General features: G+C 64.0%; 26 protein-coding genes. 11 read left to right on the top strand and 15 right to left on the bottom strand.

Going from position 1 to position 26,007, the window contains the following annotated elements; genetic code table 11:
• Window positions 1–40: 40 nt before the first annotated feature.
• The 12 genes from SMAL_RS12435 to SMAL_RS12495 all read right to left on the bottom strand — a co-directional run bounded on the left by SMAL_RS12435 (window position 41) and on the right by SMAL_RS12495 (window position 12,265).
• Entirely contained in the window at window positions 41–892 is an 852-nt protein-coding gene (locus SMAL_RS12435) for a hypothetical protein (RefSeq protein WP_010484866.1), read from the bottom strand.
• Complete coding sequence (locus tag SMAL_RS12440) at window positions 889–3,336, bottom strand: VirB4 family type IV secretion/conjugal transfer ATPase (RefSeq protein ID WP_012511436.1); 2,448 nt, start codon at window positions 3,334–3,336, stop codon at window positions 889–891. The genes SMAL_RS12435 and SMAL_RS12440 overlap by 4 nt, the downstream gene beginning before the upstream one ends.
• Window positions 3,337–3,417: 81 nt before the next feature.
• A complete protein-coding gene (locus tag SMAL_RS12445; RefSeq protein ID WP_006374695.1) occupies window positions 3,418–3,726 on the bottom strand; it encodes a VirB3 family type IV secretion system protein in 309 nt (102 codons plus the stop codon).
• Complete coding sequence (locus tag SMAL_RS12450) at window positions 3,719–4,129, bottom strand: TrbC/VirB2 family protein (protein WP_012511437.1); 411 nt, start codon at window positions 4,127–4,129, stop codon at window positions 3,719–3,721. The genes SMAL_RS12445 and SMAL_RS12450 overlap by 8 nt, the downstream gene beginning before the upstream one ends.
• Before the next feature lie 73 nt (window positions 4,130–4,202).
• Complete coding sequence (locus SMAL_RS21335) at window positions 4,203–5,186, bottom strand: lytic transglycosylase domain-containing protein (RefSeq protein WP_012511438.1); 984 nt, start codon at window positions 5,184–5,186, stop codon at window positions 4,203–4,205.
• A 3-nt stretch (window positions 5,187–5,189) separates the two neighbouring features.
• A complete protein-coding gene (gene virB11, locus SMAL_RS12460) occupies window positions 5,190–6,233 on the bottom strand; it encodes a P-type DNA transfer ATPase VirB11 (protein ID WP_012511439.1) in 1,044 nt (347 codons plus the stop codon).
• A 14-nt stretch (window positions 6,234–6,247) separates the two neighbouring features.
• Window positions 6,248–7,501: a TrbI/VirB10 family protein gene (locus tag SMAL_RS12465; protein ID WP_012511440.1), complete on the bottom strand. Its 1,254-nt coding sequence runs from the start codon at window positions 7,499–7,501 to the stop codon at window positions 6,248–6,250.
• A complete protein-coding gene (locus tag SMAL_RS12470) occupies window positions 7,498–8,277 on the bottom strand; it encodes a TrbG/VirB9 family P-type conjugative transfer protein (RefSeq protein ID WP_012511441.1) in 780 nt (259 codons plus the stop codon). Before SMAL_RS12470 ends, SMAL_RS12465 begins: the two co-directional genes overlap by 4 nt.
• Complete coding sequence (locus SMAL_RS12475) at window positions 8,274–9,329, bottom strand: VirB8 family type IV secretion system protein (RefSeq protein ID WP_012511442.1); 1,056 nt, start codon at window positions 9,327–9,329, stop codon at window positions 8,274–8,276. Before SMAL_RS12475 ends, SMAL_RS12470 begins: the two co-directional genes overlap by 4 nt.
• Before the next feature lie 89 nt (window positions 9,330–9,418).
• On the bottom strand, window positions 9,419–9,865 hold the full coding sequence (locus tag SMAL_RS12480; protein WP_006374753.1) for a hypothetical protein: 447 nt from the start codon (window positions 9,863–9,865) through the stop codon (window positions 9,419–9,421).
• Between the two features lie 426 nt (window positions 9,866–10,291).
• Window positions 10,292–11,971, bottom strand: a complete 1,680-nt coding sequence (locus tag SMAL_RS12490) for a type IV secretory system conjugative DNA transfer family protein (protein ID WP_012511444.1) — start codon at window positions 11,969–11,971, stop codon at window positions 10,292–10,294.
• 36 nt (window positions 11,972–12,007) lie between these two features.
• Complete coding sequence (locus SMAL_RS12495) at window positions 12,008–12,265, bottom strand: hypothetical protein (protein WP_006374755.1); 258 nt, start codon at window positions 12,263–12,265, stop codon at window positions 12,008–12,010.
• Window positions 12,266–12,500: 235 nt separating this feature from the next.
• On the opposite strand from SMAL_RS12495, the gene SMAL_RS12500 reads away from it, so the two are divergent.
• On the top strand, window positions 12,501–13,712 hold the full coding sequence (locus tag SMAL_RS12500) for an MFS transporter (protein ID WP_041864546.1): 1,212 nt from the start codon (window positions 12,501–12,503) through the stop codon (window positions 13,710–13,712).
• A gap of 16 nt (window positions 13,713–13,728) precedes the next feature.
• On the opposite strand, the gene SMAL_RS12505 is transcribed toward SMAL_RS12500, so the two are convergent.
• On the bottom strand, window positions 13,729–14,208 hold the full coding sequence (locus SMAL_RS12505; protein WP_012511446.1) for a MerR family transcriptional regulator: 480 nt from the start codon (window positions 14,206–14,208) through the stop codon (window positions 13,729–13,731).
• Between the two features lie 89 nt (window positions 14,209–14,297).
• On the opposite strand from SMAL_RS12505, the gene SMAL_RS12510 reads away from it, so the two are divergent.
• From SMAL_RS12510 to SMAL_RS12525, 4 genes are all read left to right on the top strand, one after another.
• Complete coding sequence (locus SMAL_RS12510) at window positions 14,298–15,536, top strand: NADH:flavin oxidoreductase/NADH oxidase family protein (RefSeq protein ID WP_012511447.1); 1,239 nt, start codon at window positions 14,298–14,300, stop codon at window positions 15,534–15,536.
• 93 nt (window positions 15,537–15,629) lie between these two features.
• Window positions 15,630–16,106, top strand: coding sequence for a hypothetical protein (locus SMAL_RS12515; RefSeq protein ID WP_006374924.1), 477 nt, complete (start codon window positions 15,630–15,632; stop codon window positions 16,104–16,106).
• A gap of 104 nt (window positions 16,107–16,210) precedes the next feature.
• Window positions 16,211–16,480, top strand: a complete 270-nt coding sequence (locus SMAL_RS12520; protein WP_041864662.1) for a hypothetical protein — start codon at window positions 16,211–16,213, stop codon at window positions 16,478–16,480.
• Between the two features lie 126 nt (window positions 16,481–16,606).
• A complete protein-coding gene (locus SMAL_RS12525) occupies window positions 16,607–16,852 on the top strand; it encodes a hypothetical protein (protein ID WP_012511449.1) in 246 nt (81 codons plus the stop codon).
• A 45-nt stretch (window positions 16,853–16,897) separates the two neighbouring features.
• Here the strand turns inward: SMAL_RS12525 and SMAL_RS12530 are convergent, their stop codons facing one another.
• Window positions 16,898–18,427 carry an FAD-dependent monooxygenase gene (locus SMAL_RS12530; RefSeq protein ID WP_012511450.1) on the bottom strand — a complete coding sequence of 510 codons (1,530 nt, stop codon included), beginning with the start codon at window positions 18,425–18,427 and terminating at the stop codon, window positions 16,898–16,900.
• 82 nt (window positions 18,428–18,509) lie between these two features.
• Between SMAL_RS12530 and SMAL_RS12535 the strand changes: the two genes are divergently transcribed.
• Window positions 18,510–19,154: a TetR/AcrR family transcriptional regulator gene (locus SMAL_RS12535; protein ID WP_006375107.1), complete on the top strand. Its 645-nt coding sequence runs from the start codon at window positions 18,510–18,512 to the stop codon at window positions 19,152–19,154.
• 73 nt (window positions 19,155–19,227) lie between these two features.
• Entirely contained in the window at window positions 19,228–21,369 is a 2,142-nt protein-coding gene (locus SMAL_RS12540) for a TonB-dependent siderophore receptor (protein ID WP_012511451.1), read from the top strand.
• Window positions 21,370–21,425: 56 nt separating this feature from the next.
• Here SMAL_RS12540 and SMAL_RS12545 read toward each other — a convergent pair whose 3' ends face one another.
• A complete protein-coding gene (locus SMAL_RS12545; RefSeq protein ID WP_012511452.1) occupies window positions 21,426–21,707 on the bottom strand; it encodes a hypothetical protein in 282 nt (93 codons plus the stop codon).
• 209 nt (window positions 21,708–21,916) lie between these two features.
• On the opposite strand from SMAL_RS12545, the gene SMAL_RS12550 reads away from it, so the two are divergent.
• The 4 genes from SMAL_RS12550 (at window position 21,917) to SMAL_RS12565 (ending at window position 26,006) form a co-directional block, all read left to right on the top strand.
• Window positions 21,917–22,591: a response regulator transcription factor gene (locus SMAL_RS12550; protein ID WP_012511453.1), complete on the top strand. Its 675-nt coding sequence runs from the start codon at window positions 21,917–21,919 to the stop codon at window positions 22,589–22,591.
• Window positions 22,591–23,940 carry a sensor histidine kinase gene (locus tag SMAL_RS12555; RefSeq protein WP_012511454.1) on the top strand — a complete coding sequence of 450 codons (1,350 nt, stop codon included), beginning with the start codon at window positions 22,591–22,593 and terminating at the stop codon, window positions 23,938–23,940. Before SMAL_RS12550 ends, SMAL_RS12555 begins: the two co-directional genes overlap by 1 nt.
• 323 nt (window positions 23,941–24,263) lie before the next feature.
• Window positions 24,264–24,680 carry a hypothetical protein gene (locus SMAL_RS12560; RefSeq protein WP_041864547.1) on the top strand — a complete coding sequence of 139 codons (417 nt, stop codon included), beginning with the start codon at window positions 24,264–24,266 and terminating at the stop codon, window positions 24,678–24,680.
• 135 nt (window positions 24,681–24,815) lie between these two features.
• Window positions 24,816–26,006, top strand: a complete 1,191-nt coding sequence (locus SMAL_RS12565) for an efflux RND transporter periplasmic adaptor subunit (protein WP_006375116.1) — start codon at window positions 24,816–24,818, stop codon at window positions 26,004–26,006.
• The last annotated feature ends 1 nt before the right edge of the window (window position 26,007 follow it).

A 26,007-nucleotide genomic window follows, 5' to 3' on the forward strand; every position in this document is an offset into this window, starting at 1 on the left:
ACCTAGAATGTGATTGCAGCTCGACCGGAGCAGCGTCTAATCAGTTGGAGAGCGCTGCCTTCAGTGCCGCGGCCTTCACTACGGTACCGAGAGGTGACTGACCGGTACCCTTCAATGCGCGCTGCGCAAGAATCTGCTGCATCTTGGTCAGCGCCTGAATCTGCTTGTCATACCCTTCAGTCTTCTTTTCCCAGGTCGCAAAATCCGCCTGCATATAGGCGTCAGAAACGACTGCATTCGCCGAGGCCTCTGCCATCGCACCCTCGCCGCTCCACAGATCGCGGATATCCTTGATCCTGTCCAGCACCTTGCGCATGTCGGGCATCGTCTTCTGCACAACTTCCACGGTCTCGTTGTACTTCTGATTCTCCATGACCTGGATTGCAGCGCAGATGTTGCGCTGCTGGGCGATGATGTCCCCACCCGGGCTCAAGTCCAACGCAGTGAGGATACCGCTCAGGCTCATGATATTGCCGGCGCCGCAGCGCTCGGCGACATTCCACTCAAGCGGAACCGGCTCCAGCTTCACGCCTTGAGGCATCAGTGGCGAGGCGATGATCTGATTGAACTTCGCCAGCTTCTGCGCCCAGTTCTGAGTTGTTTCCAGAAACCGTTGCGCCTGGGTACTGTACTCAAGCAGGGCTTCCCCCTGAGCGGCAAGCGTATGGACCTCAGTCAGCGTGCTGTTGAAGGTATTCAAGCCAACCTCAACCACCGGGATGGTGTATCCCTTCACGGGGAAGCTGAGCAATGCGGCGACGGAAATCGCCATGGCGGTGGAACGGAGCCGGGAGACTGCACTCGGCGTCTTGGCAGTACGGGCAGTGGTTTCCATGTTCTTCTCCATCGAATTCAAGGGGCTTGCTGCGTTCACGTCTGTTGCGACAGTCATGCTGCAACCTCCTTACTGTTGGATGCGGGCTTTCCGGAGCCCTTGCGGTTCTTGTAGAAATCTTCCAGCCACTGTTCCGGCGTCAGCTCATCCACCGTCACACGTGCACGCACGGCGGCGGTCTGCAGGACACGATGCATGATGTCGATGTTGTCGGTCGACGCCGAGATCACCGACAGGATGTCGTCCATGCCGCGCAGGTTGAGCTGGCAGACACTGGACGCATGACCCTGCTTGACCAGGAAGCAACGCGAGCGCTCGTCCAAGGCGGTAACCACATTGAACTCGGCCTCGGTCAACTTCAGGCCATCCATGTAGTCGCTCTTGCTGGCATTCGGGTTCGGCAGCAGGATCAGGGTAGCGGTCTGCTCGATCAGGGCGGCGGAGATATCACTCTTCAGCGCGTCCTCCGGGCTCTGTGTGGCAAAGATGCCGAGACCATTCTGCTTACGGATGGTCTTCTGCTTGTTCTTCGCGAACTCCTTCAGGCCACCCTCGCCATCCAGGATCTTCCAGAACTCGTCCATCACATAGATCAGTGGACGGCCGTCGATCAGCGACTCCAGGCGGTGCAGCAGGTAATTAATGACCGGCACGCGCACTTCAGGGTTGTCGATGATGTCGGTGTAGTCGAAGCCGATGATGTTGGCCTTGCTCAGGTCAACGGTATCCACGGGATTGTCGAACACCCAGCCCAGCGAATTGCCCGAGGTCCAACGGCGCATGCGCGCGTAGAGGCCATCGTCGCCCATGTTGGGCAGGCTCTTCTGGAAGTTGGTCATGCTGCGCAGATGCATCGGCGTATCGAGCATGCTTTCCACGGCGCGGTAGATGTCTTCTTCCTCGCGGGCGCTGTACTCGCGCTTGCCGGCCAGCACCTTGATCAGGTCGGCCAGGAACTGCACGTTGGCTTCGTTGTTCTCGCACTGGAACGGGTTGAAGCCGGTCGGCGCGCCGTTCTCCAGGGCCAGATAGTTACCTCCGCAGGCCCGCACGAAGATCTCAGCACCGCGGTCCTTGTCGAAGAAGAAGATGGTCGGCGACGGCTCGTACTTCTGCACCTGGCTGAGCAGGAAGTTGATCAGCGCGGTCTTACCGGTACCGGACTTGCCGATCACCATGGTGTTGGCGATCGCCTTCTCGCCCAGCGAGTTTTCCGACGGATGGGTCGCGTGGAAATTGAAGTAGTACGGCTGGCCGTTGGTGGTCTGCAGCGTGGTGACGCAGTCGCCCCACGGATTGTTGTGCTGCTTGCCGGTGGCGAAGTTGTGCAGCGGCGACAGGCCCAGGAAGTTCAGCGAACTGACATTGGCCAGGCGAGTGCGGTAGCGCCAGTTACCCGGCAGCTGCGAATAGAAGGACGAGGTAACCGCCAGGTCTTCCTTGGTCGACACGAATCCGGCGTTTGACAGCTCGGCACGGGTCGAGGCGACGTTCTGCGAAAGCTTGGCCTGCGTGTCGCCGTAGACCGCCATGATGAAGTGGTATTCACCCAGCACGAAGTTGCCCGACGACAGCTGATCCATGGCCTGGTCCAGCTCGACGATCTGGCTGACCGCCTTGTCGCCGGAGGAGATCATCATGCCCTTGGTGCGGTCGAGCACCTTCAGCGCATCCTGACGCCCCATCGGGCTGAACGAATGGGTGATGACGTACTCGTAATCCAGGTACTTCAGGCCGTTGAGGATGCCCGGGTAGGTCCCCTCGGCATACTCCTTGATGTTCAGGATGGCGCCAAAATGGTTGGCGCCATTGGGGGTGTTGATCGCAAAATCGCCGGTCTTGGCCGAGAACATGTGGCGGCTGACAGGCAGGTAATCCTTGATCGGCGCCGACAGCACCGGCACCGGCTCATCGATGCGATTGATCAGGTAGCCGAACAGCTCCAGCGTTTCCGAGAACACCACACCGTTCTTGGCTTCGTACATGCCCAGGCGATACGGCGCGTAGTCGCGGATCACGGCCTCGACGTTGCCGGCCAGTTCCATCAGCTTCTCGACCGCCTGCTCCTGCTCGGCGCGGAGCTTCTCCACGTTCGCCGACTTTTCGACGAAGCGTTTACCCGCCACCACCGGGCGATAGATCATGGTCAGGTACAGCTCGTTCTGCATGATGCGCTGCGAGGACAGCATGCCCATGTACTGATCTGACACGTCCTGGTTGAAGCGCTGCTTGTAGTTGCTCTTGCCCTTCAACGTGCGGCGACGACGGATGTCATGCACCCAGAAGGCAACGTTGACGAAGTCGGGTGCGCGCAATGTCTGCAGCAGACGGTTGAACGTGTTGTGACGATGCTCGAGCTCCCACTCCTCGCGGCCGACGAAAGGCAGCCCTTCCAGATGCCAGGTCAGCAGATAGTCACCGCCCGTGGTCTTGACCACGTTCGGGGCAACATGCGACGACAACGGAATGAACTCACTGATGGAGGTGTCAGGGCTGAACATACGACTGCTTCCAGAGAGGTACTGCCAAGGAGTTTCAAGAGACCTGGCGGGCGCGGATGCCCGCCAGGCCGGATCCGGACCTCAATCCATTCGGGCCGGCTTGTTGCGGTAATGGTTGGGGTTGAGCACCCACATGCCATCGTGCTCCTGCACGTTGCGCACCTTCAGCTTGAACATCAGGCGCAGGCCCAGCAGCCGGAAGATCATTTCGTCACGCTTGGCCATGTGCCGCATGATGAAGACCGCCACCGGAATGGTGAGCAGGAACCAGAAGTTCGTGTACATGCTGAGCAGCAACAGCCCGCCTGCCACCATGAAGAATGGCAGGTAGGGCACGCCCAGGAACATCGCTGGACGCGTGCAGCCGCGGAACACGACATTCTTATGCACGGTAGTACTGGATCGCGTTGTTGATCAGGTAGTAGGTGGTGCTGGTGCCAGCACCGCACTTGCCGTCGCTGCCTTCACCCAGCAGCATGCGCGCAATCTGGCCGGCGGCACCGATCAGCACGCCACCGATCAGGATCGGCGCGACGTCACCGATGCGCTTGTGCGCAAAAGCGATCTGGTAGCCGGCGAAGATCACCGCAATGGTCACCACGGCGATCGAGGCCATGTTCAGCAGGCCGTTGATGTTGGAGAAGAAACCGCAGACCTTCTTGTCGGTGCCGCCGAAGTCGGTGTTGGTGGCGAACACCTGCGGGGCGAACATGGCACCGACGAAGATCGTGGCCATCAGCAGGGTCTTCAGCGTGCGCTGGGCCTGGACGAGGTCGAGATTGGATCGCTTCATGGATTGATTTCCTTGTTGATGGACTAACACAACTGAATTGGCCTGGCAGGCGCCCGGCCGAACCACGACTTCGTCAGAACACGAAGGCCGCATCCCCTGCGGGAATCTGCTGCACCGGTGCAGCCTGCACCGGTGCGTTGAATGAATTTTCGCCACCGGCCACAGGCTGATTGCGCTCGCTCCAAGGGCGCAGCATCACGGGCCCCTCGTTGCCGGCGCCGGCAGCGCCCGGCAACTGCTGCGGCATGGCCATTGCCTGCGCCGGACCCGGCTGAGGCAGCTGCTGCGGCATGCCACCGGCCTGTTGCTGCGGATACGTGGCCCCTTGGGTGGGCTGCGGCTGTGGCTGCATCATCCGGTCCACCGAACCCAGCACTACCTTGGACAGCGCCTGGTCGGCGATGTTCAGCAGGCTGCCCCGCGCCATCGCACCGGTGGAGGGATACACGACATACGCACGTGCCGGGTCTTCCGACGGCACGTACACCGGGCCATTGGACTGCGCAACGATGCGGGCCTGCGCCGGAGAGGCCAGCTGCGGATGATGCTCGACCTTCACGCTGCGGCGTTCACCGCGACTCACCACGTCGATCGGCGCAACACCATTGGTGGCAAGCTGCTGCCCGCGGCGCATCGAGTCGTAGACCTTCTGCACATAGCCATGGCGGAAGCCGGTCTCGAAATTTCCCGAGTAGTAGCAGCTGAACGACTTGCCCCAGTCACCACCGGAGCGCTTGTAGCAATCGGCGAGGATGCGCGAACCAGCCTGCAGGTTCGGGCACTGCTGGAAGGCCTTCTCGTAGGAATCCAGCCCGTACTTGCCCAGGTTGTAACGGTTGACCTGGGCCAGGCCAATGGAGAAGTTGTAGCCCTTCTCCTCCAGCATGCGAACGGTGGCCAGCGCCTCGTCGAGGGCCTTGGGCTGGCGCACCAGGGCGCCGCCGACCACGCCGATGGCATAGGGGTTGCGCGACGATTCCACGTTGATGACGTGCTGCATCACGTCCATCGAGACGGCCATCTCCGGGCACGCCATCATTTCCAGTCCTGGCAGCATTGGTCAGCCCTCCTGCCCCTGGGCACGCCCAGGATTGAAGTCGATGCCGGTGATGTAGCGCGAGCCGGCATGCGCCTTGATATGCACGACGATGTCGATGGTCATCATCAACAGTCGCTTGATCACGTTGAACTCCAGGCCCGAACCCTCGGCCGAGGCCTTCACCATCAGCGCCAGCTGATCCCAGGTCTGCTCCGGGCTACCGGCATGGCAACTGGTGATCGAGCCCGGGTGGCCCGATGCGCAGTTGCGGATGAAGTAGAACGCCTCGTCACCGCGCAGCTCGGCCAGGATGATGCGTTCTGGCTTCATGCGCAGGCAGGCTTCCATGCAACTCTTTGCGCTGACATTGCTGGTGCTCTGCCCTCCCTTGGAGTACAGCAGGTGCACCACATTGGGTTGGGTCAGAAACAGCTCGCGTGCGTCCTCGATCGTGACCAGGCGCTCGTTGTCCGGGATATGATTGACCAGCGCTTTCATGAAGGTGGTCTTGCCGCTACCGGTCGCACCGGACACCACGATGTTCTTGCGGTACATCACCGCACGCCGGAAGAACTCGGCGTACTCGCGCTGCTGACGCAGCTCCAGCAGTTCGCGATCCTGCTCGCTGATGCTGCCATCGCTTTCCAGAATCTGGTTGAAGAACCCATCTTCGTGATACTGGCTGAGCGACTTGGTGTGCTTGGAAGGCAGGCGGATGGTGATCGACACCTTCCCTGCATCGCACGCCGGCGGAATCACGAACTGCGCACGCTGGCCGGTGGGGAACGTGAGCGAGACCACTGGATCAGCATCGGTGATGCGTTGGCCGGTGTTGCTCTCGTTCACCACCGCCGTGCAGAACTGCCGGGCCCGCTCGAAGGTCAGGCTCGGCACGTCTACCCGCTGCCACCCCGCCCGGGTTTCCAGGTACAGCTCACCGGGACGGTTGATGCAGATTTCCGTCACTTCCGGGGAAGTCATGTACTCGGCGATGCCCAGCACTTCGTACTGATAGCGCAGGAAATCGCTGGAGACGAGGGCGAGGGGTGACACTTCGGCGTCCATGATCGTTCGTTGGGTTACCGGCGGGGGTGGAGCACGTTGGTGAAGTCGACGTCCTTGGCAACGTAGACGTTCACGATCGTGCCCTGATTGATGGTGACAGTCGGCGGACGACGATTGCTGCTGAGTGCCTCGTTAGCCAGGCGCTCCATCGTGCGAGCGGTAGCGCTCTCATAGGGCGACTGCACAGTCATGCCGTTGTTGGCGATGGTGGTCGTCTCCGGACCATGCTCGGCGGCTGCGTACTTGAAGGCATCGGAAATCAGGCTGATCATCAGCGCTGAGGCGATACGGCTGCCCCAGTGCGCGCTGTACTGGCCCGGATGACCGGCGCCGCCCAGCTGATCCACGCCCGGGCTGGACATCGCAACGTCGATACCATTGGGGGTGGTGATGCGATCCCAGATCACTTCCACACGCTTGCCGATCGGACCGCCGCCGTAGGCGCCATAGATCTTGGAGCCCTTGGGCAGCAGCAGGTTGCGACCATTGATCGAGTACACCGGCTCGGTCAGCAGGCACGAGGTATAGCCGGCGAGATCGGTGATGATGCGGGTTTCCAGCACGCATCGCAGGTAGGTGCCGCGCACCAGCAGGGCATCGGGGCTTTGGATGTAGGTGGCACTGGAGACGTCTTCCACGTCCGGCCCACGGCGGATCTTCTGCTGCCCCTGCTGGTTGGGCATCATGTTCGCAAGCAGCGCCTGGCGGGTCTGCTCGTCGATCGCACTGCGCTGCGGTTGCGCGCGATTGCCTGCGGCAAGCGCGGCATCATCCACGCCAGCCATCCGGCGCTCGACCAGCGTCGGCCCACGGGGTTCCATGGCTTCCGGCCGGGATGCGATGGGCACCAGCTTCGGACCTTCGTCCTGCGACATCGGCGGAAGCATCGGAATCGGTTCGGCGGCAGTCGGCGGCGCCTGCGGAGGCGGCGCAACGTCCGGCAGTGTCGGCGTGCTGGCACGTGCGACATCCGGCACCTTCTGCACGGCGTCATCACTATCCTGGCCCTTGCGGAACAGCAGGAAGCCCATTGCCATCAGCAGCAGCACGATGCCACCGAGGAACAGCAGCGCCTTGCGGTTCAACCGCTGTTCTTCGGCCGAGCGCAGCTGCGGCGCGGCCGCATCCAGATCCGGCGCAGGCTCAGCCTGGGTCGTGCCGAAGTACGGATTCGACGGCGCGTCCGGGGCACCCTGTGCGCCGTACGGGCTCTGGCTCTCGTCGCGTCCGTTGTTCGGGTCGTTTCCGGGAGTGTTCTGCTGGCTCATTTCTTCACGTTCCTTCGCAGGCCGACGACGAAGTCGCCATGGCGGATGACCAGGTACGGGTGCGTCCCGTGCACGATCAGCGTATTGCCTTCAACCGTGGTGTTGACCACGAAGTCTTCACCGTATTCCGTTTCACGGCCGAACACGGCCGGGAATATGCCGGTCTTGTATTCCGGCGAGTTCGGCAGCTTCAGATAGGTGAAGCGGCCATCGTCGTAGGCGTTGACCGGGATCAACCACCCCATCTTTTTCGCCTTGCTGGTCGAATAGGAGTAGTTGAAGTTGTACTGGCGGTCCTTGGCCAGTTCAGAGCTCAACAGCGGCTTGGCCTCTTCCTCGACCGCCTCCTGGGCGACGCCGAACACGGTGTCGTTGGGATAGACGAAGGCAATCTTGTACTGCACGCCTGCACGACGGGCCTGTTCCAGCTGGCGCCAATCAGTGGCCACCACCTTCAGCTCGAAGATGTAGGAATGAGTCTCGGTGCGCACCATCATGTTGGTGTCGACGTCGACGTTCTTCGGCTTGATGTAGAACACGTTTTCGCGACGGGTCAGTTCCCAGCCGCTGCTGAAGCCGGTGCTGTAGTCGAGGATCTTCTCGTTCGGGCTCAGTTCGATCTGGGTGGTCAGGCCCAGGCCGGTGCGAACCGGATAGATGCGGTCCTTCTCGTACTCGTAGTGGTCCACCGCCTGCGCCATCGCCGCTGCTGAAAACAACAGCGACAACATCGACAGCAGCACCAGTGCGCTTCCCCTGATATTTCGACTACTCATCGGTTGCTTGCTCCATCAGCAGTTCCGGTGGAATTGTTCTGCGCCGGCCTCATGGCCGGCTGACCGGGCATGGCCTGCCCCGGTGTTGCTTGACCCGGCACCGGCTGCGCCGGCATCGGTTGCCCCTGTACCGGCTGGCCCTGCACGGGCTGACCCGGCACCTGGCCATTGGCCGGAACGGCGACCGGCTGGCCGGTGGCCGGATCGATCATCGTGGCTGCGGCCGGATTATTGGGATCGTAGGCCGCCTGGGCCTGCTGCGCGGCCTGTGCTGCCTGCTGCGCCTGTGCCTGCATGGCGCCGTCATCCGGCACCGGTACGCCACGCGAATAATCGTTGTCGACTCGGTACTCGGTGACCTGGAAGGCCAGCGGATTGAGGATGCGATCCTGTTCGGACAGCGCCAGGTTCTGGTTGTAGCCGAAGCGCATCGTCACCAGCTGGTTGTCCAGATAAGTGGCAACGCCGGTACGCTTGTCCAGCAGGCTGCGCTGGATACGCACCGAAGCACCGCGGAAGCTGCCATTCGGCTCAGCACCCAGCGGCGTGATGCTGAGGATCTTGACCCGGATGGCGCGCTCGCGGCCGTACATGACGAACGGGTTCTGTGGATTGTTTCCGGCATAACGCACGCGCATCGACTGCGCCACCGGATCGGTGGACATCACGAACACCAGCTCCCAATCGCGCAGGCCCATCACCGCCGAGTCGTACGACTCGCGCGCCAGCACGTACTGGGCCACATTGCTGCGATTGATCGCTTCGTTGCTGGTGATGGTCTCGCCCTGGAAGGTGCCACTCAGGCGCGCGACCGTCGCGGTACCCGTGTACGCGTCGGCCATCACCAGGAACGGCACCTTCTCCTTCAGAGGCAGCATGTAGTAGTAGCCACCGGCCAATGCCAGCGACATCAACAGCGAGCCCGTGGCGACCCACCAGGCACGACGCTCGCTGCGACGCGCCATGTCGGCCACGGTGATCTCGTAGCTGACCGCCTTGGCGACCGACTGCTCGACCTTGGGACTGTTGCCGGGATCCTTCTTGCGGAACATGGATTCTTCCGTACTGCTGAAACATCAATGGGCGTGAAGCCCCTGCGACAGGCGCGGGGAGCGGCACGTTCGATGGTTTCGAGGTGGACTCAGGTGCCGCTGTTGGAATCAGCGCCCTGCGCCGACGCGGTCGGCGTCGCGCCAGCGCTCTGCACAACGATCTGGTTGCCAACGATGGAGACGGAGATTCCCTGCGTCGCATAGGCCGCGGTGAGATCGATCACGGCCTGCTGTGCATTGGTGGTGTCGATGTTCGAGACTGCGCCGTACAGCGTGAAGTCCGAGCTGAGGCGGTAGTCCAGCGTGCGCCCGGAATCCTTGGCCCAGCGCTCGAGCATGGCTTTGAGCGTGCCATCCATCGGCGAAGCCTGGTAGACGTAGCTGGAGTACAGCGGGATCTCGGTCGTCGCCGCAGCGAAACGGTTGACCGGCTTCCAGCGCCCTCCGAAATCGGGAGCGGACTTGGTGGCACACCCTGCCACCATCAGCGCCGCGACTGCGGCGACGGATATTTTCGCGATAAACGCCTGATTCATACGGGCTTCACTTTGACGTACGAAAAAGCAGTCCCGAACATTGGCTCCCTGGTCGTCCGGCGCCGCATCACGCGCACCGGAAACGGGAAGACGCGCTGGCTCGCAGCACACCTGCCCCGGTTCCCCTGCAGCCCGAAAGCTGCCAACCAGGTGACGGGGCCGTCAGTCATTGCCGACGACACACCCGCACACATCTCCAACGTCGAAACCATCCTTGTTTCCATGGCACAAACTCCTGGCCACCCTGCTCTACAACATTTGACACCCAGCACACATTTCTGGATGACGAACACAGGGTCGCACAACCGCGCGTCAATTCCATGTCAGACAAGTCTGAATTTCTATGAACAGATGATGTTTTTTTGACTCAGCTCACGAATTCACGTCAATGAATGTGAATCCACGTCACAAATTTAGCGTCGTGAATTAGACGTTAAGCATCGGAACATCCACTTTCGGCAGCAATCGCGAGGTGAAGTAGCGATCCTTGTAGTAGCGGATCTTGTCGCACTTCACAGGATGCGGTATGCCCTCGTAGAGGAACACTTCCTTGTCCGGCCCCATCGCCTTCAGCTCCTGCGGCAGCATCAGTGCGCGCCGCTCCTCGGTGAAGCTGTGGGTCTTCTCGCGGGCATGGGTGACGTTCTTCTTGCGGATGGTGGTGTAACCCAGCATGTCCGAGTAGTCGTTGGCGTCCTGCTGCTCACGCGGCGCGTACAGGATCTGCAGCGCGTGGTTGGTGATGATCGTGCGCGACACCTCCCGCCCGTAGGTGGCATCGAGCTGGGACATGCTCTGGATGATCGGCAGCAGGCGGATGTTGTAGCCGGCCATGTAGGACACCGCCGAGGCGATGATCTCGACCTTGCCGATCGAGGTGAATTCGTCCATCAGCAGCAGGCACTGGTACTTCAGGTCCGGGTTGGACTTGGGCAGTTCCTTGGTGTTGAGGTTGATCAGCTGGCTGAAGAACAGGTTGATGATCAGGCGGCTCTCGGCCAGCTTGTTGGGCTGGATGCCGATGTAGATGGTCATCTTCTTCTTGCGGACATCGGTCAGCAGGAAGTCGTTGCTGCTGGTGGCCTTGTCCAGCACCGGGTTGATCCAGGCGTTGAGCGGTTCCTTGAAGGTACCCAGGATCGAGGCGAAGGTCTCATCGGCCTGGGACAGCATGTTGGCAAACGCCGAGCGCGCGTTGGAACTGAGGAACGACCGCTCCGACAAGGCTTTGAGGTACTTCTTCAGATCGCTGCCGTCACCCGATGACAACCGGTAGACAGCGCCCAGGGTGGGCGTGCCCGAGCCGCCCGGGAAGCCACTGCTGCGCTCGTCATCCCAGTTCTCGAACAGATACAGGGTGAAGGCCATGAACGCATTGCGCGCCTGGCTGACCCAGAATTTCTGGTCCTCGGCACCATCCGGATACAGCATCGCGGCGATGCTCATCAGGTCCGAAACGCGGAACGCCGGGTCGTCGGAGACGTAGCTGAGCGGATTCCAGCGATGCGTGCGGCGGTCTTCGGCGAAGGGATTGAACAGGTAGATCTCCTGGCCCTGGCTGGCACGCCAGCCGCTGGTCAGGTCGAAGTTCTCCTGCTTGATGTCCAGCACCACCAGCGATTCGCCGTACTCCAGCAGGTTCGGGATGACGACGCCCACGCCCTTGCCCGAGCGGGTCGGCGCGGCCAGGATCACGAACTGCTGGCCGTCCAGCCGCACCAGCTTGCCACCATGACTGCCGACCACGATGCTCTGGCCGGTCTTCTTGAACATGCCGTGCTTGGACAGGTCGGCGCTGGTGGCAAAGCGTGCGTCGCCGTGCAGCGAGCGCTTGTCCTTCTTCAGCAGCAGCACCAGGCCGGTCACCAGCAGCACCAGCAGCGGCAGGCCGAAACCGAGATAGCCGGCCCACTTGATCTTGCCCACGAAGGGCGCGACCTGTGGCTGGCCGAGCGCGTTGAAGTACTGATAGTAGGTGTTCCAGGTGAACAGCTTGGTGTCCAGCCCCAGCAACAACAGGGTCAGGTAACCGGAAAACACGAAACCAAGCAGCAGGGTCGCCAGCGTGATGATGGCGATGAGCAGATACTTCTTACTGGGCAACACCCGGATCCTCCATGATGCGCACAAGGGCGCGACGGCCTAGCGGCGGCGCCAGCGCGACGCCTTCTTCCGCAGGTGGTTTTCGTTTTCCAGCCCGGGCTCCTCGCCCTCTTCACGCACCAGTGCCTGCAGGCGTTGGCGCGCTTCGGCCAGCGACATCAGGTCGGTCAGACGATCCCCATCGTCGGCTACGACCGCATGGCCGACCACATCGCCCGGAGCGTACACCGGCGCGTAGGACACCGCTACCAGCTGATAGCGGCCTCGCGTCTCCAGCACATGCCTGAATTCCTGCATCGACATCCTCCTTGTTCCAGCACTCCACAGCCCCTGTGTTTCGCATCATGCCGACGGCCATGTCGTCATCACATGCAGGACGCCGACAACAGCGCCCCGAACCTGCCGTCGTACCGAGCCCATGCCCGGCTTGCCGCAACCCCACGGATCAAACGCTGTTTTACCGCCAGCGTGGCTGCTGCTGTTGCGGTGCAGCAGTACAATGGCCGGCTCCCCCGCCCCGCATCGCGCCCGCATGAGCCCCAACTCTTCCCTGGCTGCGCGGCTGACGCCCCGTCAGCGCACCCTGATCATCCTTGCCCTGTCACTGGGCGGCTTCGCCATCGGCACCAGTGAATTCGCCAGCATGGGCCTGATGCTGGAAATCAGCCGCGGCCTGTCGATCAGCGAAACCCAGGTCGGCCACCTGATCAGCGCCTACGCCATCGGCGTGGTGGTCGGTGCGCCGATCCTGGCCTTCGTCGGCGCCAGTTTCCCGCGCCGCAAGCTGCTGCTGGCGCTGATGGGCTTCTACGCCGTCGGCAATCTGGCCAGCGCCCTGGCCCCGAACTACGGCACGATGCTGATCGCACGTTTCGTTGCCGGCCTGCCGCATGGCGCCTACTTCGGCGTGGCGATGCTGGTGGCCGCCGCAATCAGTCCGGCCGGCCAGCGCGGCCAGGCGATGTCGCGGGTGCTGCTGGGCCTGTCGATCGCGATCCTGATCGGCAACCCGCTGACCACCTGGCTGGGCCAGCAGCTGAGCTGGCGCACCGCCTTCGCCCTGGTCAGCCTGCTGGCCATCGCCACCGTGGCGATGATCGCGCGCTTCCTGCTGCCGGACCCCGAAGAGGTGCGCACCTCGCCAATGCGCGAACTGCGTGCCTTCAACACCACCCAGGTGTGGCTGGCGCTGGCGATCGGCGCGGTCGGCTTCGCCGGCATGTTCTGCGTGTTCACCTACCTGGCGCCGACCCTGGTGCAGGTCACCGGCGTGGCCGAATCGTGGATGCCACTAGCAGTGGGCGTGTTCGGCATCGGCGCGATCATCGGCAACATCGCCGGTGGCTGGCTGGTCGACAAGTTCCACTTCAAGGCCGCTGCGGTGGTGCTGCTGTGGTCGATCGTGATGCTGCTGCTGTATCCGCTGGCCGCACAGTCGGTATGGACCATCGGCCCGATGATCATCACCGTCGGCACCATGGGTGCGCTGGCTGCGGTGCTGCAGACCCGCCTGATGGACGTGGCCGGCGAAGCACAGACCCTGGCTGCCGCTTCCAACCATGCCGCCTTCAATACCGCCAACGCGCTCGGCCCGTGGCTGGGTGGCATGGCGATCAGCGCCGGCTTCAGCCCGGCCAGCACTGGCTACGTCGGTGCAGCCACCGCGATCGGCGGCCTGCTGCTGTGGTGCGTGGCGGTGATGGTGGACAAGAAGCGCAAGATCGCCGTCACAGGCAGCCACTGAACACCGCGCCGGGTCGTCAGCCGTTGCCCATGCGGCGGCGGCGATCCGGGCGCAGCATCGCCACATCGCCGGCCGCCAGCGTCGGCCGCGCCAGCTCACCACGCTTCACCCGGTCCAGCACCCGCTGCGAATTGGCCGCGCAATCAATGCCCTCCGGCCGCGCCTGGATGTCTTGGATCAGGGCCAGCAAGTGCGCACGGCTCTCTGCCAGCCGCAGCTGCAGCGCATCGATATCGGCCACCTTCTGCTGCAGCATCGTGATCAGTGCCTCGTGCTGCCACTGGCCCATGTCCGGAGGCAACAGCGCGCGGATCTCTTCAAGGCTGAAGCCAGCGCGCTGCGCACCCGTGATCAGCTCCAGCAGCAGCACCGCCTGTTCCGGGTAATCGCGGTAGCCGTTGGCCTGGCGCTGCACAACCAGCAGCCCTGCATCCTCATAGAAGCGGATGCGCGACGCGGCAAGGCCGGTGCGTCGCGCCAGCTCACCGACCTTCATCTGCCTGAATCCTCGACATTGGAACCTGTTGACCTTCAATCAAACTTGAAGGTTAGCGTAGCGCCATTCCCCTGTCCTGGAGCTGTCCGATGTCGCTGTTCTCGCCTCTGGCACTGCCTTCCGGTACCGTCATCCGCAACCGCATCGCCAAGGCGGCGATGGAGGAAAACATGGCCGACGCCGACCACGCTCCCTCCGAAGCGCTGCTGCAGTTGTACCAGCGCTGGGCCGACGGCGGCGACGGACTGATCATTACCGGCAACGTAATGGTCGACCGCCGTGCCATGACCGGTCCCGGCGGCGTGGTGCTGGAAGACGATCGCCACCTCGATCGCTTCATCGCCTGGGCCGACACCGCTCGTTCGCGCGGTGCGCAGATGTGGATGCAGATCAACCACCCCGGGCGGCAGATGCCGGCCGCGCTCGGTCAACCGGCGTTGGCACCGTCAGCGGTAGCGATGGATCTGGGGGCCCTGTCCAAGCAGTTCGCACCGCCGCGGGCGATGACCGGAACCGACATCGAGGAAGTGATTGCCCGCTTCATCCGCAGCGCCGAACTGGCCGAACGTGCCGGTTTCAGCGGGGTGGAGATCCATGCCGCGCACGGCTACCTGCTCAGTCAGTTCCTGTCACCGCTGTCGAACCGGCGCGAGGACCACTGGGGCGGCAGCCTGGAAAACCGTGCGCGCCTGCTGCTGGAGATCGTGCAGGGTGTGCGTGCAGCGGTGTCGCCCGCCTTCGTGGTGGCAGTGAAGCTCAACTCCGCCGATTTCCAGCGCGGTGGCTTCTCGCCCGAGGAGGCGCGCGCAGTAGTGGAGATGCTGGCCCCACTGGGCGTGGATCTGGTGGAACTGTCCGGCGGCAGTTATGAAGCGCCGGCGATGACCGGCGCCGCACGCGACGGCCGCAGCGTGGCCCGAGAAGCCTACTTCCTCGAATTCGCACGCGAGATCGCCACGGTGGCAACGATGCCGCTGATGGTCACCGGCGGCATCCGTCGCCGTGTAGTGGCCGAGCAGGTGCTGGACAGCGGTGTTGCCATGGTCGGCATCGCCACCGCGCTGGCGATCGAGCCGGACCTGCCACACCACTGGCAGCAAGGCCGCGACCAGGTGCCGACCCTGCGCAACATCGACTGGCGCAGCAAGCCGCTGGCCGCCAGTGCGCACATGGCCGCAGTGAAGTATCAGCTGGGCCGGTTGAGCCGACGCCAACCAACCGCTCCCGGCGTCTCGCCGGTGTGGGCACTGTTGCTGGCACAGGCCTCGGCCACGTGCCGGACCCGCCGCTACCGACGCTGGATGGGGGAACGCGCGGCTGCGCACTGAGCCGGCAAGGCTTCTCATCGCCGGGGCAATACCCCACCATCTGCAGGATCGGCGGCACCCCGCCGCCGATCGCAACATGCAGAAGGAACCGACGTGGCAGCAGCACCCACCAAGGACCGTGAGAAACTGCTCGACGACCTGCTCTCGCTGGGGCGCAACTGGGCACTTGCCATCGCCATCGCCGGTGCCGGGGCTGCCGTGCACTACAACGAATCGGTATACGAAGCGGGACTCTGGCGCGGGCTGCTGCCCACGCTCTGCTTTCTGGTCGCGATCGTCTGGATCGTGCTCAGCATCATCCGTTTCGACCTGACCATCCAGCAGCACTTCGAGCGCAAGCTGTCGCGCTGGCTCAGCCGCCTGCTGTATGTCGTGCTGCTCGGCACCGGCGTTACTGCAGTGTTCTTCGTCACCGAACTGGCGGAAAACAACCACATCGCGCGGATGTGCGACTCGGTGGCCAACGAACCCGGCAGCCGCATCCACAGGTCGGAAGAATGCCAGCGCCTGTACCAGCACCGGGCGGCGTACCGGCAGCGGCTGGAATCGGCCGAGGGCGAGTTCGACTGAGCGCCCATGCTGCAGGCACATGGCGCACACGAAGTACACGCGGCGTGGATATGGGGTCGGGCACAGTAGCTGCGCCGCCCTTCCATGTGACCACTCCGGCCAGCATGTTCCGCCACCCTGCCCCTGCCCGCCACGATGCCGTTGCCCTGCAGGCCGGCGTGCTCGGCAGCGTGCTGGGCGTGGCCCTGTTCAAAGCGATCGCGTTGTCGTCGCTGGCGAGCGGATCACTGATGGTGATCGGCCTCTGGCTGCTGGCCTGTGCACTGCTGGGCGCCTGGGCGCTGGCGGCCTACCTGGCCTGCCTCGCATTGAGCCGGCGTGTGTTTGTGCTGATGCTGGTGCTGTGCACGGTGCTGATGATCTGCCTCGCCTGATCCGGGCAAGCGCGCGACTATTACTTAAACGTTACAAGATAACAAGTGCGATCAGTCGGATTGTGCGTGTCGGGGGTCACGGATTGGAATGCCATGGCCAGCCGGCATTACCCCCGAGACCACGCCATGACCCTGCAGCCCCTGTATCGCGCCTCCCTCACCGCCATCGCCCTGGCATCGCTCAGCGCCTGTGCCACCTATGACGACAGCAACATGCATCAGGCCTGCCAGGAGTCGCCGCATCTGAAGGACCTGCCGCGCGAAGTGGCTGCGCGGGAGAGCCGCTGCAACAAGAGCATGGAAGTGTGGTCGAGCGAGCGCAAGGGCAGTGACAGGCCGCTGGATCTGAGCGGAAAGAAGAAGGACCTCTGACCACAACTGGCGCAGCCCTTGCCGGCTGCGCCACCGCTTTGCTGGTCAGCCTGCGGCCATCGGTCCGAACCAGCGCCGCAGCGCATCGGACAGCCCGGCCCCATCACCCCCGGCATCACAGGCCCAGGCAACGATGCCATCCGGGCGCACCAGCACCGCGCCCAGGCCGAGCGTGTCATCCACCGCCTGCCTGACGAGGGCCAGGCGCCGTTGGCAACCATCGATGCTTGCGCACAACGACGTGCCCGCGTCGAACACCAGCAGCACGCCCTGCCCTGCACGCAGCAGTTCACCCATGCGACGTCCATCGGCCAGCAGGAAGTCCGGCGCGCTGCGGCCGACCAGCGGATGGCCCACGCCCAGGTCCAGCTGCTGTGCAACGCCCCAGATCCGCTCGGCCAGGTAGGTCGCACCATCACGGGTGTCGGCCAGATCGGCCATCACCGCCGCCAGCGCGCGCGAGCCAGCGCCCGGCCGCATCAACGCGACCTGCGCACGCGACCAGTCCAGCACCTTCGCGCCGATCGGATAGCGCTCGGCCTGGTAGCTGTCCAGCAGCACCTCATCGGCATCGCCACGCACCACGGCAGCCAGCTTCCAACCGAGGTTCATCGCGTCGCCGATGCCAAGGTTCAGGCCTTGCCCGCCCAGCGGCGAATGCATGTGTGCTGCATCGCCGGCCAGAAGCACGCGACCCTTGCGATAGACCGTGGCCTGGCGCGCGGCATCGGTCCAGGTGGTAGCCAGATGCACCGCGGTGATGGTTGCTTCACGTCCGGAGATCCGCCGTAGCATGGCCTGCGCGCGCTCCCGGTCCAGCGCCGTGCGATGACCGGCACCGCCGTCGAAATCCGCCAGTGCCAACACGCCTGGCGGATTGAAGTTGTACATTCCATCAGCGGTGTAATGACGCCCCGGTGTGAGCAGCGACGGATCTGCCAGCTCGACCAGCAGCGAGTGTCCGGTGAACTCCGGCTCGGTCCCGGCGAAGGTGAAACCTGATTGTTTACGCACAGTGCTGCGGGCGCCGTCGCAACCGATCAGCCAGCGGCCACGCGTTGTACCGCGAAGGGTCTCCACGGCGACCTGCTCACCTTCCATGCGCACCGCCTGCACCGCACTCCCGCGGTCTATGCGCCCCCCAAGCGCGGCCGCCCGTTCGGCCAGCACCGCTTCCAGCGCCTGCAGTTCAATCGCCATCTGGAAGCCGACCGGCGACGGCAGGTGATACAGCCAGCGCTCGCTGGCCACGTTGTCCAGCGCAAACGGAATGCCAGCGAAGTGGCCGCCCAGCGGCCGGGGCTGCGCCAGCCAGTGGGCGGTGCCGGGCGGTGGTGCGCCCTTGTCGGATTTCAGCACCTGGCGCGCGGCCACCGCCTGCAGCAAGTCGCGCCTGTCCAGCGCCTCCAGGGTGGGCGTGTTCAAGCCGCGCAGCCCAAAGGGCAGGCGCTTGAGGGGTGATTCCGGGGACTCGGCCTGCTCCAGCACCAACACCGAACAGCCGGCCAGGGCCAGCTCGCAGGACAGGAACAGGCCGACCGGGCCAGCCCCGGCAATGACGACGTCGTACAGCATCGGAATTCCTTGTGAGCACCGGGCCGGCACTCTGGCGAAGCGAATGTTACACTCGGTGTACGTTTTCACAAGTGAACCGCCCATGACCCCGCCTCCGGGCCGCCGCGAGCAGCGCAAGGCCGAGACCCGACAAGCGATTTCGGATGTCGCCACCGAGCTGATCATCCGACGTGGCTTCGAAGCCGTTTCCATGTCCGAGATCGCCGATGCCGCCGGGGTCTCGCGCAAGACGGTGTTCAACTACTTCGCCAGCAAGGAAGACCTGGTGTTCGACCGCGATGAGGAGGCCCGCGCGCTTCTGCGCGAGGGCATGGCCGCGCGCAGCGGCCTGACCCCACTGGCCGCGTTCCAGTCGCTGGTGCACGAACTGCTGGACAGCGGCCATCCCCTGCTGCGGGTCAACGCAGGCGCCGCCGCGTTCTGGGCCACCGTGGCCGCGAGCCCGGTGCTGGTGGCGCATGCAAGGCGACTGCAGGCGCAGCTGACCGACGACCTGACGCAGCTGATGGCGGCCTCAGCCGGGCGCCCGGACGGCGATGCCGAGGCGCGACTGGGTGCGTCGATGCTGCTGGCATCGATGGTGACCGCCTACGGCAAAGGACTGGCAAGCCAGCTGCTGGGCGAGGATCCGCGCGAAGCCATGGTGCAGTTGATCGTGCGCGGCGCCACCGGCGTACTGGTGGCCTTGGCAGGCACCCCCTATACCGACCCTGACGCGCGTCCATAGCGCATTCGGGGGATAGGTCACGAAGTGTTGCAAATGCTAATCTTTCTCATTTGCAGCCACATACCCCCTGCCCATGCCCCCTCTCCTGCTCCACAAACGCGCGCTGTACCTGGCACTGACCCTGCCCTTTGCACCCCTTGCCCTTGCCTCCGAGACCTCAACGACCATTCCCAAGGAGCTGGACAGGGTGGAAGTCCGCGGCCGTGCGCAGGCGCTGTACCGGGTGGACGACGCTGCGGTTGGCACCCGCACCGATACGCCACTCGAGTTGGTTCCACAGTCGATCCAGGTGATCCCGCGCGAGCTGATCGACGATCAGGCCGCGCGTCAGGTGACCGATCTCTATCGCAGCATCAGCGGCATCAGCTATTTCAGCTATGCCGGCGTGACCCTGCGCGGCTTCCGCCAGGAAAACGTGCTGTATGACGGCCTGCGCGGCGACCCGTACGCGGGCTTCTCGGTACCACAGCTGTTCAACATCGAACGCGTGGAAGTGCTGAAGGGGCCGGCCGGCGCACTCTACGGTGGTGGCGACGCCGGCGGCGTCATCAACTACGTCACGCGCAAGCCCAGGGCGGCCACTGAGCGCCGCATCGAAGTGCAGATGGGCAACCGGGATTTCCGCGCTGGCTCGATCGAAGGCACGGGTCCATTGAATGCCGCTGGCAGCGTGCGCTATCGCGCCGGCCTGTATGCCGACACCGAGCAGGGCGTGCGCTGGAACACCGACAGCGAAAGCGTGATCGGCGACGCCTCGCTGGCCTTCGATGTCGGCCGGACCGGCGAGCTGGTGCTGCAGTTCACCGACGTCACCCAGAACCTCGGCGGCAACCGCCTGCGCGGCGTGCCGGTGAATGATGCGGGCACCTTCCTGACCGATCGCCACTGGAACCACAACGAGGCCAGCGACTTCCTCGACATGCGCGCCAAAGTGGCGCTGGCGCAGTACCGCTTCGCACCGCGCGACAATCTGGATCTCGATTTTGCCGCTCGCTGGTTCAGCAACAACGAGCACCAGATGTACCACGAGCCGATGGGCCTGATCGATCGTGACCGCGATGGCGTGGCCGAGTGGATGACCCGCCAGCTGCGCAACCAGATCCGCGACAACGAAGCATTCACTGCCAACGGTAATGCAGTCTGGCGGGTGACCACCGGCACCGTCGAGCACAAGGTGTTGTTCGGTGCGGACGTGTATCAGCTGGATGCGGATTTCACTGCACAGACCGCCAGCAGCGCCGACCTTGCACGTGGTGCGGGGCCGGTGCGCGGCATCGACCTGTTCAATCCCGTGTACGGCGCCAGTACCTGGCACGACTACAACCTGGCGGCCCTGCCCTGGCGCAGCACGTCCACCCGCAGCAAGCGCTATGGCGGCTACCTGCAGGACGAACTGGCACTGGGCACACGCTGGCATGTGCTGGCCGGGTTGCGCTGGGATGGCTTCAAGGACGACGACCGCATTGCCGGCAGCAGCGTGGATGGCAACGACCTCAGCTGGCGGCTGGGCAGCACGTTCACCGTGCGCGAGGGCCTGAATGTCTATGCCAATGTGGCCAGCGGCTTCGTACCGCAGAGTGCTACCAACCAGAACCCCGCCGCTGGCGGGCCGTTCGATGCAGAACGCAGCAAGCAGTGGGAAGTGGGCATGAAGTCCCTGCTGGCCGACCGTGTGACCTTGAACATGGCCGCCTACCGGATCGACCGCAGCAATATCGTGCAGGCAACCGGCGAAGTGATCGGTGGCGTGAACCAGTTGGCCGCGCTGGGCCTGGTGCGCAGTACGGGCATGGAACTGGACCTGCTGGCCGACGTGACCGATCGCTGGGTGCTGAACCTGACCTACGCCTACAACGATGCGCGGGTGAAGGACGCAGGCCCGAATGGCATCACCAACGCTTCCGGCGACCGATTCGCCAATGCGCCGCGCAACAAGCTGGGTCTGTGGACGCGCTACGACCTGCCGTCGATCAATTCGGCCATCGGCTTTGGTGCTGACCATGTGGGTGAGCGCGTCAGTCTGGACGGGCAGACGGTGAAGGCTTACACCGTGTTCGACATGAGCTGGAAGACCACATGGAAGCAGTGGCAGTTCCAGGCCAACGTCAAGAACCTGTTCGACAAGGTATATGCAGCCAGCAGTTTCATCGCGCGCAACGGGCATTTCCCGGGTGAGCCGCGGCGGGTGTACGTGCAGGCCGCTTACAGCTTCTGACGCAGGGCTGTGGGCTGTGATGACGGGGAGGTGGCAACCCACCTCCCCTGTTGGTGTCAGTGCGAGCAGGCCACCAGCATCGAGCGGGTGGCCATCTGGGTGGAGGTGAAGCCGTTCTTGTTGCCCACCGCGATGGCGTTGCCGTCGTCGCCATCCTTGCTGAAGACTACATAGCCGCCTGGGCACATCTGTCCGGCCTTTTCGTAGCAGCCACTCCAGGAACTGGAGCCGCTGCAGTCGATGGAGACGCCGCGCCGGCCATCAGGGGTAACGGTCATCTTCGCGGTGGTACAGCCACTCAACGCGGCCACAAGCAACAACGGAACGAACAACTTCATGGGTACTCCAGGGATTGGGGGGCAGCGAGTGGGCGCCAAGGCTGGAGTGCCTGGATTGCGCGAACCTTGCGCCGCCGCCCACCGTCCTGGGTCATCACAGCCTTGCGGGACGTCCGGAAGGCACGCCATGTTCACGCAATGTTCCTGTAATACGGTGCCGGCGCGTGCCGACCCGCCCTGCCACGCCCCTTCCTGCCCAAGCCCTGCCGATGCACATCCTGCTGATCGAAGACGAAGCCGAACTGGCCGCCACCCTGAAATCCGCCCTGCAGCGCGAGCGCTACGTGGTGGACCTGGCCAACACTCTCGCGCTGGCCCGAGAAGCAGCCCTGTACGGATCGCACGACCTGGTGTTGCTGGACCGCACCCTGCCCGACGGTGACGGGCTGGGATTGATTTCCCTGCTGCGTGAGCGCAACCCCGGAGTGCCGATCATCGTATTGAGCGCGCTGGGCCAGCTGCCAGACCGCATCGCCGGGCTGGATGAGGGCGCGGACGACTATCTGGCCAAGCCCTTCGCACTTGAGGAACTGTTCGCCCGCATCCGTGCTGCAGGGCGCCGGCCGAGCGGCATGCAGGTGGAACTGGTGAGCATTGGCCGGTTGGTGTTCGACCCGGCATCGGGTGAAGCCAGCGTGGGCGGGCAACGGCTTGAGCTGCCGCGCCGCGAGATCCGTGTGCTGACCGCGCTGGCCCGGCGCCTGGGTCGCACCGTGCTGCGCGAGTCAATTGAGATGGCTGTGTATGGATTCGATGACGGCATCCATTCCAATACGCTCGACTCTCACGTCTCGCGCCTTCGCCGCAAGCTGGCCGATGCCGATGCCCGGGTGGAGATCCACGCCATCCGCGGCGTCGGCTATCTGATGCGGGAAGCCAAGTAATGGCGCGTCGTCCATCGCTGAAGCGCCCGTTGATCGTCAAGACGTTGATCTATCAGCTGCTGGCGTTGCTGGTGGCGTTCTTCGCGCTTCTGATGGTGTTGATACGTGCCGACAGCGGTGGCTATTACAGCATCCAGACCTTCGCGCCGGTGGCCGCCGATGCAGTGCACCGCGACCGCAATGGCGACCTCTACGTGCAGAAGACGCCGGAACTTGCCGAACTGCTGAAGATCGTTCCCGGCGCATGGTTCATCGCCGAGGATGAGCACGGCCACCACGTTACGTTCGGACCTGTGCCGCCGGCCTATGCCTCGCTGGTAGGCGCACTGGATGGCATCCCCTTTGGCGACCTGCGCGGGCGCGATCGCAGCGATGGCCTGGCCGTCGTGGTCCGCCAGCACAGCGGACCGGCCGGCAAGCTGACCATCATGGCCCATGGCGAAACCGATACGCTGACCTGGCAGATGGCGTTGGCGGCACACATCATCACCCTGCCGATCTTCCTGCTGCTGGGCCTGGCCACCATCGTCCTGACACCGATCATCGTGAGACGAGCCTTGGCCGGGGTGGAGCGCATCGCCCAGGAAGCCCGCAACATCTCTGCCAGTCGGCGCGGTGTCCGCCTGACAGAAACCGCGGTGCCGGTGGAGATCGCTCCGTTGGTGACGGCGGTGAATGAAGCACTGGAGCGGCTGGACGAGGGGCACGAGCGGCAACGCCGCTTCATCGCCGCCGCCGCGCATGAGCTGCGCACCCCCATCGCGATTCTGAGGGTAAAGGTCGATGCGGCCGACGACGCCACCTCGCGCAGCCTGGCCGTGGAAGTGGCGCGGCTGGCGACGCTGGCAGAGCAGTTGCTGGATCTGCACCGCATGGACGAAGACGGGCCGAAGGAAACCATCAACCTGGCGCGGGTAGCCAAACGGGTGGCCGCCGATCTGGCGCCGCTGTTGATCCAGTCGGACAAGACAGTAGCCGTGGCGGTGGAATCGCACTTCCCGGTGCTCGGCGAGACCGGCGCAGTGGAGCGGGTAATCTCCAACCTGGTACTGAATGCTGCCGAACATGGCGGACGCCAGATCATCGTGCGCGTTCAGGGCAGCTGCCTGGAGGTCGAGGACGACGGCCCCGGCATACCGGTCGACCAGCGCGAACGGGTTTTCGAACCCTTCCAGCGGCTGCGGCCGCGGCAGACAGGCGCAGGCCTGGGGTTGAACCTGGTGCGCCAGGTAATCGACCGCCACGGCGGCCACGTCACGATTCTGGATGCGCCTGGCGGTGGTGCATTGATCCGAGTCGAGTTTCCACTGCACCCGGGCGTAACCAGCGCACCACCGCTGGAGCACTGAACACACTGCATGCACCTGTGTAATTGGCACCTGTCCATGCGAAGCCGGTAGCGAGGACAGGCAAGGTTGCGGCAATGTTCGCTGGACAGCATCGGGGCGTGGCACCTGCCGTGCCACCGCGTTCCGATCTAACAGGAAGCCTGCATGTGACCCAGGGAGCTCCTCCACCGTCCTCTTCCACGCGCTCTGTGGCACCGCGGAATTCGCCGGGCCTTACCGCTGCCGCATGGAATCGCCGCCCACGCACTGGCCGCGCACTCGGCCTGGAACATTGGCCGCATTGGCTGCGGGCAGTTCCCGAACCCGAGCGCGCAGGTGTATTGATGCGGCTGTTCGGCGCCTTGTTCCTGCTGCTGCCCGGCATTGCACTGGTGGCTTCAACGTATCGGCACGCGAGCGCAGCGGCGGCGGCTGCCGTGCTCCTGTTCGTTGCCGTGCATGCAGCGCTGCATGGGTTGGCGGCATGGCGCGCGGCAACCTCGCGCCCGATGTCACCACTGCTGCGTGCTCTGGATGGTCATGCCGCTGGGACAATGATTGCCAGCGCGCTGCTGATCGCCATCGGTGCAGGAATGACGAAGCTGCCTGTTCCAGCATTCTTCTGGTTGTTGGCCGGCGCGGTGAGTCAACTCTTCGCTGCGCGATTGTCAGGTCACCGGCTGCGCAATGCACTGCTGGTTCTCGGTAGCGCCCTGCAGTTCATCGCCGTAGCATTGCTCACCCTTCTTGCCGCACGCTGACACAGCGACAGCCCCGCAAGGTTCACGCAATCCAGCGCATCGAGACTCGACGGCCAACCCCGTCTGCCCCCCCAGACGTGTGTCTCTTCTGCCGCGAGGACCCGCGATGAACTGTCTTTACTGGATGCTGCGCCGATGAGCGCCGCACCACGCAAGCGCCGCCGAGCGCTCATGATTGCTACCGCCCTGCTGTGCAGCGCACTGATTCTGTTCGCATGGTTGCGGCCGACACCACCACCGCAATTGCAGGTTGCACCCGTCGTTCGCGGCAACATCGAACAGGTGGTGGAAGCCACTGGCACGCTGAAGCCCTCGCGGCTGGTCAGCGTGGGTGCGCAGGTCTCCGGCCGCATCGACACCCTGCATGTGAAACTGGGCGACAAAGTGAAAGCCGGCGATCCCATCGCCGATATCGATTCGCGCACGCAGCGCAATGCATTGCTGAGCGCGCAGGCCGCACAGCGCACCGCGCGCGCCAACCGCGATGCACTGGCGACCGACCTGCGCCAGTTCGAGTTGACACTGCATCGGCAGCAGCAACTGGCTGCCGCGCAGCTGGTGGCCCGCGCCGACTTCGATGCAGCCAAGGCCAAGGTCGACGCCACCCGTGAACAGATCGCCGCATTGGACGGTGAAGTTGCGCGCCGGCAGACCGACGTTGATGTCGCGCAGACCAATCTGGAGTACACCCGCATCACTGCCCCCACCGACGGCACCGTACTGGCCGTGGTCGCGCGCCAGGGGCAGACCGTGAATGCGGTGCAGAGCGCACCGACCATCGTGATGCTGGGCGATCAGGACGTGATGACGGTGTACGCCGAGATCTCCGAGGCTGACGTCGTACACACCGCTGTTGGGCAGGAGGCGTTCTTCACCATTCTTGGTGATGCCGGTCGGCGCTACAGCAGCAGGCTTCGAGATATAGCGCCAGCACCGGAATCGATCACCAACGAAGACAGTTCCAGCCTCGCCGCACCGGCGGTGTCGGGTGGCAGCCGCACGGCCATGTACTACAACGGCCAGTTCGACGTGGACAACGCTGATGGCCGCCTGCGCAGCTACATGACCGCGCAGGTTCGCATCGTGCTGGGCCGCGCCAACGACGTACTGACCATTCCCTCGGCCGCATTGGGTGCGCGCGCCGCCGATGGCAGCTACAGCGTGCAGATACGCGGTGCCGACGGTCGCGCCAGTGCGCGGCGCATCACCACCGGGCTGGATGACCAGATCCAGGTGGAAGTACGCGACGGGCTGAAGGAAGGCGAACAGGTCGTGCTGGCGCAGGCCAACGTCGAAGCCGCCAGCGCACCCGCGCAACCCAAATGAG

The organism is Stenotrophomonas maltophilia R551-3 (genome assembly GCF_000020665.1).
In the GTDB taxonomy this organism is placed as follows: domain Bacteria; phylum Pseudomonadota; class Gammaproteobacteria; order Xanthomonadales; family Xanthomonadaceae; genus Stenotrophomonas; species Stenotrophomonas maltophilia_L.